The organism is Pseudomonas protegens, assembly GCF_003732485.1.
Classification (GTDB): Bacteria; Pseudomonadota; Gammaproteobacteria; order Pseudomonadales; family Pseudomonadaceae; genus Aquipseudomonas; species Aquipseudomonas protegens_B.
On record NZ_MOAK01000013.1, the window covers coordinates 159,077 to 167,254 of the forward strand.

Genomic DNA, 8,178 nt, shown 5'->3' on the forward strand with positions numbered 1-8,178 from the left:
AGGATGCAACCATCAAGGCCGGGCGTGACCTGACCCTGGAAGGCTCGCGGGTGGATGCCGGGCGTGATGTCAACCTGCAGGCCGGGCGCGATATCAGCATCGACGCGGGCAAGGAAACCTCGATCCAGGAGCGCAGCAAGAGCCGCGACCGCAATGGCCTGACGGTCAATGTCAGCCACAACTACGGCAACACCATGGACGCCCTCAAGGGCACCGGCAAAGGCGAGGACAACACCAGCAAGGCCTCCAGCGTGCTGAGCACCGTGGATGCGATCAACCAGTTCACCTCGGGCCCGACCGCCGCGACCCATTTCGGTACGGCCAGCCAGTCCAGCAGCTCGCGCCAGGAAGTGCACAGCAACAGCCCTGCCAGCCTAGGGGCCGGGCGGGATATCAGCGCCGTGGCCGGCAATGACATCAACATTCGCGGTGGTCAGTTCGACGCCGGGCGCGACATCACCCTGGTGGGCCGTGACATCAATGTGGATGTGGCCCGCGGTTCGGTGTCCGAAGAGAGCAAGACCGCCCGCAGCCAGGGCGGCATCAATGGCCAGAGCGGCGGCGGTAGCGCCCGTGCCGGCATCGGCGGCAGCAACGGTGTGGCCAGCGAGCAGATGAGCCAGGGCACCAATACTCCGTCGGTGTTCCTCGCCGGGCGCGATGTCAGCCTTGAGGCGCGCAACAACCTGACCCTGATCGGGACCCAGGTCCAGGCCGGGCGCGATATCGACCTGGGGGCCGGCAACGACCTGACCATCCGCGCCGCGCAGAACGATTCCAGCAGCGAGTCCAGCCGCCACAGCGGCGGTGGTGAAGTGGGCCTGGCCGTGGGCGGCAAGGACTTCATTTCGGTCTACGCCAGCGTCGACATGGGCAAGGGCCAACTGGACCGGGACAACCAGCGGCAGCAGAACGCCAATCTGGTAGCCGGCGATCAGCTGCGCTTCAGCAGTGGCAAGGACACCACCATCGCCGGCGCCACCCTGCGCGGTGGTGAGGTCATCGGCCGGGTTGGCGGTGACCTGACCGTGTCCTCGGTGCCGGACACCGGCAAGGTCAGCGGCAAGGAAATGGATGCCAGTGTCACCGTGAGCATCGGCCTGGGCGGCGGGGGCAGCGTCAGCGGTTCCCTGGGCATGGGCAAGACCACCGGCAAGACCAACTGGGTCCAGGAGCAGACCAGCATCACCGGCAAGAATGGCGTCGACATCCGCACCGAGAACCACACCCAGCTCGACGGCGCGCTGGTCGCCGCCGACAACGGCAACCTCAAGCTGGACACCGGCACCCTGGGCTTCCGCGATATCTCCGGCCAGGACAAGGAGCACAGCTACTACGTCAATGCGGGCGGCACCTTTGGCTGGGGCGGCGGCGATGGCGCCAAGGCCACCGGCGGCAAGGACGTGGCCTTCACCACGGACAAGAGCCAGGAAGGCAAGGGCAAGACCGGGGCGTCCGGCTGGAGCGTCAGCGGCTATGACTACCGCAAGGAGCGTGAGCAGGAAGTGCGCGCCACAGTGGGCGCGGGCACCATCACCGTGCGCAACGACGCCAAGACTGGCGCCGACTCCACTGCGGGCCTGAACCGCGATGTGTCCCAGGCCTATGAAATCACCAAGGACAAGGAAAAGCGTACCGACCTGTATGTCTCGCAGTCGTCCCTGGAGTCGGTGAACCACCCGATTCAGACCCTGAACCAGTGGAAGGAGGGGATGAAGAACTATGGCAAGAATGCCTCGGGTATCTTCACCCAGTTTGGCGACCTGAGTAAGGCGGCGGACCAGGTGGTGGCCGACAACCCGTCGTTGCTGCCGCTGGCCTGGATTCCCGGGCTCCTGGAAACCGTGCTCGACAAGGCTGGCAAGTACACCGGTGGCATCATGCCCGGCGTCGAGAACCATGGTGGCCTGATCACCCAGGTGCCGGCCTTGATCACGGGTGACATGCGCTTCTACCGGGTTGAGACCAAGTACCAGTACGAGTCCGACGGCAAGACCATCAAGGTGGACCCGTTGTCCGGCAAACCGATGATCGAGAACGTGCAGAAGCTGATGGAGATCGAGCGTCCCGATGGTGATGGTGCAGTGTTCACCAACGGCATCCAGAACTCGCTGATGGCGGCATTGGTCAACGGTGCGATGCAGACCGGCTCCGATTCCTTCATGCAGGCCTACAACCCCGAGCACGGGATTCTCGGCGACTTGGTCGAGTCGCTGTGGGATGTGGCGCTGGGCGGGACGGTGCGCTCTGGTAATGCCCAGCAGCTGCACGATTTCTTCCAGGCCGGGATCAAGGATGAGTACAAGCTGGACGTTGCCGGCCACAGCCAGGGCGGTCTGTTGACCTACCGGGCGATTTCCGGCCTGGATTTCAACCTCAATGGCCAGGTCGGGAGCATCCAGTTGTCGGGCGCCCCAGTGGGTTCCAAGAGCTTCTTTGAAGCCGCCGATGCCGCCGGATTCGATATCGGCAACGGCGCCTTCTTCCAGGTCAACCGTCCGGGGTCGAAGACCTTTTTCGGCATGTTGCCGGTCACCGATACCGTGTCGGATCTGCTGGGGCAGAACTTCACGCACTCGTCCGACCCGGTGGCTCGTTTCTTCGGTTCGCTGGCGACCAGCACCTCGTTGATGGGAGTGGATAGCCCGCACTCGAACTACCTGTGTGTTGCCAAGGGCATGTGCGGTGATGCGCCCAATGCGCTGCAGGACCAGTTCAAGAAGAATCCCCGGTACATTGAACCTACGTTCATCGATGCCAATGGCAAGGACACTATCCGCAGATGAGGGGGAGTCCAAGTGTGGTGGTGGGGCTGGCATTGCTGCTCGGGGGATGCCTGAACCTCCCCGCCAAGCCGCAGGAGCGACGCACCGAGCAGCGCATGTTGTGTAGCGAAGGGGCCAAGCGGGTGACCTTGCCCCAGCGTTTCTCCTTCGACCTGCCTGAACCGTTCCGGCACACAGAATGCGGTACGCTCATGGGCGGTTTCTACTACGACAGAATCAGCGACAGCCTGTCTGTCGCTACCGAGGGGAACTTCGCCTATGGCGATGTCCAGGTATCGGCGTCTTCGCTGTACATGAAGGTCAGCAGCTTTCTCGACGGTGAGGGTTATGGGCTGATGTATCCCCGGGACGCCTTTCTCCAGGGCAAGCTGGCTGCATTGGCTTTGCCCGGCAGTGGTGCCAAACCCCGTGAAGTGGATTGGGTCACCCGGGGCAGCTATCAGTGCCTGCGTTTCTATGAGCGCTGGCAGGGGGCTGCAGTGGGGCTCTGGGAGGATGAGGTCAGGTATTGGTGCTGGGAAGGGGAAAGCGGCCTGACTCAACCGTTCTACGTACATGCCGGGCAACGTCTGGCGCTGGGCGCCAAGGGTTACGATCTTGATCGGACCTTTATCCTGCCATTCTTTGCCAGCTTGCAGATCAAGCGTCTGGCACCTTCGGCCCTGGCTCAGGCACAAAACCGGCTCCAGGCCGCTTGTGCCCGCGGCAAGGCTCGTTATGACCGGGGAAGTGCCTGGGGCAGCGACTACCCCGACAAGCGCCTGACCCTGACCCGCCTGCATTACTGCGGCTACGACGTGCCGCTGCCCGACCTTTCGGCCCCGGCGGCCGGGGCCAAAGCCGACTGAACCTTCGCCTGTCACAACACTCCAGTACCCTGTAAGCCCGCGTCCTTACGGCGCCTGCCACTATTCCTCAGGGGTGAAGGCTGGCAGACTGCCGGTCTTTTCCCCGCTGTCTGTCTTGAGGCTATATGCCAGCGTTTTCACAGCGTCATCTGTTGTTCATCAGTTGGATCATCATTTTCGGTGGCCTGTTGCTGGCCTTGCCCCTGCGTCTGCTGCCCAGCCTGCTGGCCGGGTTGCTGGTCTTCGAGCTGGTCAACATGCTCACCCCGCAACTGCAGCGGCTGATCGAAGGCCGGCGTGCGCGCTGGCTGGCGGTGGCCCTGCTTGGCACCCTGGTGGTCAGCCTGCTGACCCTACTGTTCGCTGGAGCCATCAGCTTCCTGTTGCATGAAGCGGAGAACCCCGGCGCCTCGCTGGGCAAGTTCATGGTGGTGGTGGACAAGGCTCGTGGCCAATTGCCGCCGTTCCTCGATTCCTACCTGCCGGCCAGCGCTGCCGAGTTCCAGGCCGCCATCGGCGCCTGGGCCAGCAAGCACCTGAGCGAGTTGCAACTGGTGGGCAAGGACGCGGCGCACATGTTCGTGACCTTGCTCATCGGCATGGTCCTGGGGGCGATCATTGCCCTGCAGCGGGTCCCCGACCTGACCAAACGCAAGCCTCTGGCGGCGGCGCTGTTCGACCGTCTGCACTTGCTGGTTCAGGCGTTTCGCAACATCGTCTTCGCCCAGATCAAGATCTCCCTGCTCAACACCTTCTTCACCGGGATCTTCCTGGCGCTGATCCTGCCGCTGTTCGGGGTCAAGCTGCCGTTGACCAAGACCCTGATCGTGCTGACCTTCCTGCTGGGCCTGCTGCCGGTGATCGGCAACCTGATCTCCAACACCCTGATCACCATCGTCGGCCTGTCGCTGTCGATCTGGGTGGCAGTGGCGGCGCTGGGCTACCTGATCTTTATCCACAAGCTGGAATACTTCCTCAACGCGCGGATCGTCGGCGGGCAGATCAGTGCCAAGTCGTGGGAGCTGCTGCTGGCGATGCTGGTGTTCGAGGCGGCGTTCGGCCTGCCCGGGGTGGTGGCGGGGCCGATCTATTACGCCTATCTGAAGAGCGAGTTGAAGCTGGCGGGGCTGGTCTGAGTCCCGCCGGGCTCAATCGCGCCCGGCATCCTCATAGGTCACCGCCTGCAGGCGATCGATGCCTGAGCCGATATGGAAGGAGAACGGTCGGCCCAACTGTTCGATCTTCTTCGCGCATTCGCTGGTCCAGGTGTCCTGGCGGCTGTCGGCACTGAAATCGGCGGCCAGCATCTGCTCGCCCAGGTTGCCGATTTCAATCGACAATTGCAGCTTGGTCCGCAGCAGGTCATTCGGGATCTGCTCTTCGCCCCACAGGCGAATCTCGCCTTTGCTCATGCTCTCGCGCAACTGGGCATCCCTGACCTGCATCAGGACCGGCATGGTCTGTCTTTTAAAGTTCTGGGTACGGAAGTTCAGGTAGACATGCTCGGGCGACTGCTCGGGAATCTGTTGCACGCTCAGCCCGTTGAAGGGCAGCTCGCCGTTCAATTGCCCCTCGATGCCGCAGACGATCTGCACCGGGACCCCGCTCTGGTTGAACATGCCTATTGCCCGGTCAAGATACTGGTAGCGCGCCGAAAGCTGCACCTCGGACGAGAGGCTCAGCTCCAGGGGGATCGGCTGTGGGGGGGCTGTCTCGGGGCGCGCTTGAAGGGTCAGGTCGATGGCCATGCTGCTGGCCGCCCGGGCCTGGATGATCTCGTCAAACAGGGCGCGCAGGGCCGCACGCTGTTCAGGGTTCAACTCACCGTTGAGGGCCAGATGGATCACGCGACTGTCTTGCTCATCCAGCTCCAGCACGATCCGTTCAGGGTCGATGCCACGGGAGCGGATCGCCTCTCCCAGCAGGGTGCTGAGGTTGGCATTTACCGGCTGGCCCCGATAACCCACCGGCTGCTCGAAGTGCAGGGACATGAAGTCTTCCTTGCAGCCGGTAAGCAGCAGGGCGGTTAGCAGGGGCAGCAGTTTGCGCAGGTTCATCGTTGCGGTTCCTTGAGAAAGTTTTCCCCATCCTGGGGTGCGACGGTCGGGTGCGGGGTGTCTAGCCGTAGCGCTTCTTGGCTTCGATCGCCAGGCCGCTGCCGATGCTGCCGAAGATGTTGCCTTCCACATGCCGGGCATTGGGCAGCATCGCCGCCACGCTCTGGCGCAGCGCCGGAATGCCGCTGGAACCGCCGGTGAAGAACACCGTATCGACCTGGCCCACACCGACATTGGCGTTGTTCAGCAATTGGCTGACGCTGGTACGAATGCGCTCCAGCAGGCCGTCGATGGAGGATTCGAACAGGGCCCGGGTCAGGTCCACGCTGAGGTCGCGCTCGATGCGGTCCAGGGGCACCAGACGACTTTCGGCGTGGGTCAGCTGGATCTTGGTTTCTTCCACCTCCATGGCCAGCCAGTGCCCGGCGCGCTGTTCGATCAGCTTGAACAGGCGGTCGATGCCGCCGGTGTCCTCGATGTCGTAGCGCATGCTGCCCAGGGCCAGCTGGGATTTTTGCGAGTACACCGAGTTGATGGTGTGCCAGGTCGCCAGGTTCATGTGGTGGCTGGTGGGCATGTAGGCGCCGCTCTTCATTCGGCTGCCGTAGCCGAACAGCGGCATCACGCCCTGCAGGCTCAGTTGCTTGTCGAAGTCGGTACCGCCGACGTGCACACCGCCGGTGGCGAGGATGTCGTCATGCCGGTTGTCGACGCCACGGCGCTCGGGGGACAGGCGCACCAGGGAGAAGTCCGAGGTACCACCGCCGATGTCGACGATCAGTACCAGTTCCTCGCGCTCGATGGTGGATTCGTAGTCGAAGGCCGCGGCAATGGGCTCGTACTGGAAGGACACTTGCTTGAAGCCGATCTTGCGGGCCACTTCCACCAGGGTGTCTTCGGCTTCCTGGTCGGCGGCGGTGTCGTCATCGACGAAGAACACCGGGCGCCCGAGTACCACTTCTTCGAACTCGCGACCGGCGGCGGCTTCGGCGCGGCTCTTCAACTGGCCGATGAACAGCCCCAGCAGGTCCTTGAACGGCATCGCGGTGCCCAGCACGCTGGTGTCGTGCTTGATCAGCTTGGAGCCCAGCAGGCTTTTCAGCGAGCGCATCAGCCGGCCTTCGTAGCCTTCCAGGTACTCGTGCAGCGCCAGGCGGCCGTACACCGGACGGCGCTCCTCGATATTGAAGAACACCACCGAAGGCAGGGTGATCTTGTCGTCCTCCAGGGCGATCAGCGTCTCCTCGCCGGGGCGCAGCCAGCCGACGGTGGAGTTGGAGGTACCGAAGTCAATGCCGCAGGCACGGGCCGGGGTGGCGTTGTTCATGTCTTTGGGTCCGGTGAAAAAACGGCCGCGCAGCGTACGCCAGTCCTCGCGCGTTGCAAAGGCCGACTATCTGCTAAATCACCCCCTGTCGTGCCTTGAAAGACTATCCTTGACCCCCAAACTTGCAGGCATGGGCCGCGCAGCCACCAGGGATCACAAGATCCGCCCGAGGCTGCCGATAAACTTCTGATGCGCCGTTCAGTCAGAGGATTGAGATTGATCAATTCTCATGCTGCCAGACCGAGCATGCTGTGCTGCACGCCGCGCGACTTTGATAACGGATGGTGATTCCCTCGATGGACTTCAAAGACTATTACAAGATTCTCGGCGTGGAGCCGACAGCGGACGACAAGGCGATCAAGGCCGCCTATCGCAAGCTGGCGCGCAAGTACCACCCCGACGTCAGTAAGGAAAAGGATGCCGAGGCCAAGTTCAAGGATGCCTCGGAAGCCTATGAAGCGCTGAAAAGCGCGGACAAGCGCGCCGAGTACGACGACCTGCGCAAGTACGGCCAGCACGGCCAACCGTTCCAGGGCCCGCCGGGCTGGCAGAGCCGTGGTGGCTTTGGTGGCGGTGACGGTGGGGACTTCTCGGACTTCTTCAGTTCGATCTTTGGTAACCGGGGGCCAGGATTCGGCGGCCCGGAGCAGCGCCGCAGCAGCGGTCGTCGTGGACAGGATGTGGAAATGGAACTGCCGATCTTTCTTGAAGAAACCCTGTCGACCGAGTCGAAGAAAATCAGCTTCCAGGTGCCGCAGTACAACGCCGCCGGCCAGCACGTCAGCAATACCAGCAAAAGCCTGAACGTGAAGATTCCGGCCGGGGTCACCGACGGCGAACGCATCCGCCTCAAGGGCCAGGGTGCACCGGGCGTTGGTGGCGGAGCCAATGGCGACCTGTACCTGACCATTCGCTTTGCGCCCCATCCGAAGTTCGATGTGGAGGACGAGAACCTGATCATCACCCTGCCGCTGGCCCCTTGGGAGCTGGCGTTGGGCACCGAGGTGGCAGTACCGACCCTGACCGGCAAGATCAACCTCAAGGTTCCGGCCGGCAGCCAGAACGGCCAGCGCATGCGCGCCAAGGGTCATGGCCTGCTGAACAAGGCCGGCCAGCGTGGCTACCTGTTCGTCCAGCTCAAGGCGGTGATGCCCAAGCAG

Annotated in this window: 6 protein-coding genes; 4 read left to right on the plus strand and 2 right to left on the minus strand. The window is 63.1% G+C overall.

Features of this window, described 5'->3' with window-relative positions:
- The 3 genes from BLX41_RS34135 to BLX41_RS01245 form a co-directional block, all read left to right on the plus strand.
- On the plus strand, positions 1-2,786 hold a 2,786-nt coding region (locus BLX41_RS34135), incomplete at its 5' end, for a hemagglutinin repeat-containing protein (RefSeq protein WP_259744295.1).
- Complete coding sequence (locus tag BLX41_RS01240) at positions 2,783-3,634, plus strand: hypothetical protein (protein WP_185073320.1); 852 nt, start codon at positions 2,783-2,785, stop codon at positions 3,632-3,634. The genes BLX41_RS34135 and BLX41_RS01240, both read left to right, overlap by 4 nt.
- Positions 3,635-3,759: 125 nt before the next feature.
- Complete coding sequence (locus BLX41_RS01245) at positions 3,760-4,770, plus strand: AI-2E family transporter (RefSeq protein WP_011058994.1); 1,011 nt, start codon at positions 3,760-3,762, stop codon at positions 4,768-4,770.
- A gap of 12 nt (positions 4,771-4,782) precedes the next feature.
- On the opposite strand, the gene BLX41_RS01250 is transcribed toward BLX41_RS01245, so the two are convergent.
- Together BLX41_RS01250 and BLX41_RS01255 are read right to left on the minus strand one after the other, a co-directional pair.
- A complete protein-coding gene (locus BLX41_RS01250) occupies positions 4,783-5,691 on the minus strand; it encodes a hypothetical protein (protein ID WP_123723436.1) in 909 nt (302 codons plus the stop codon).
- Positions 5,692-5,752: 61 nt separating this feature from the next.
- Positions 5,753-7,018 carry an Hsp70 family protein gene (locus BLX41_RS01255; protein ID WP_123723437.1) on the minus strand — a complete coding sequence of 422 codons (1,266 nt, stop codon included), beginning with the start codon at positions 7,016-7,018 and terminating at the stop codon, positions 5,753-5,755.
- A 296-nt stretch (positions 7,019-7,314) separates the two neighbouring features.
- Here BLX41_RS01255 and BLX41_RS01260 point away from each other — a divergent pair.
- On the plus strand, positions 7,315-8,178 hold an 864-nt coding region (locus BLX41_RS01260), incomplete at its 3' end, for a DnaJ C-terminal domain-containing protein (protein WP_123723475.1).

Bases quoted from the DNA above. Each gene is read 5' to 3' on its own strand.
- BLX41_RS01240 (WP_185073320.1), top strand. From the start codon at position 2,783: ATGAGGGGGAGTCCAAGTGTGGTGGTGGGGCTGGCATTGCTGCTCGGG.
- BLX41_RS01245 (WP_011058994.1), top strand. From the start codon at position 3,760: ATGCCAGCGTTTTCACAGCGTCATCTGTTGTTCATCAGTTGGATCATC.
- BLX41_RS01250 (WP_123723436.1), bottom strand. From the start codon at position 5,691: ATGAACCTGCGCAAACTGCTGCCCCTGCTAACCGCCCTGCTGCTTACC.
- BLX41_RS01255 (WP_123723437.1), bottom strand. From the start codon at position 7,018: ATGAACAACGCCACCCCGGCCCGTGCCTGCGGCATTGACTTCGGTACC.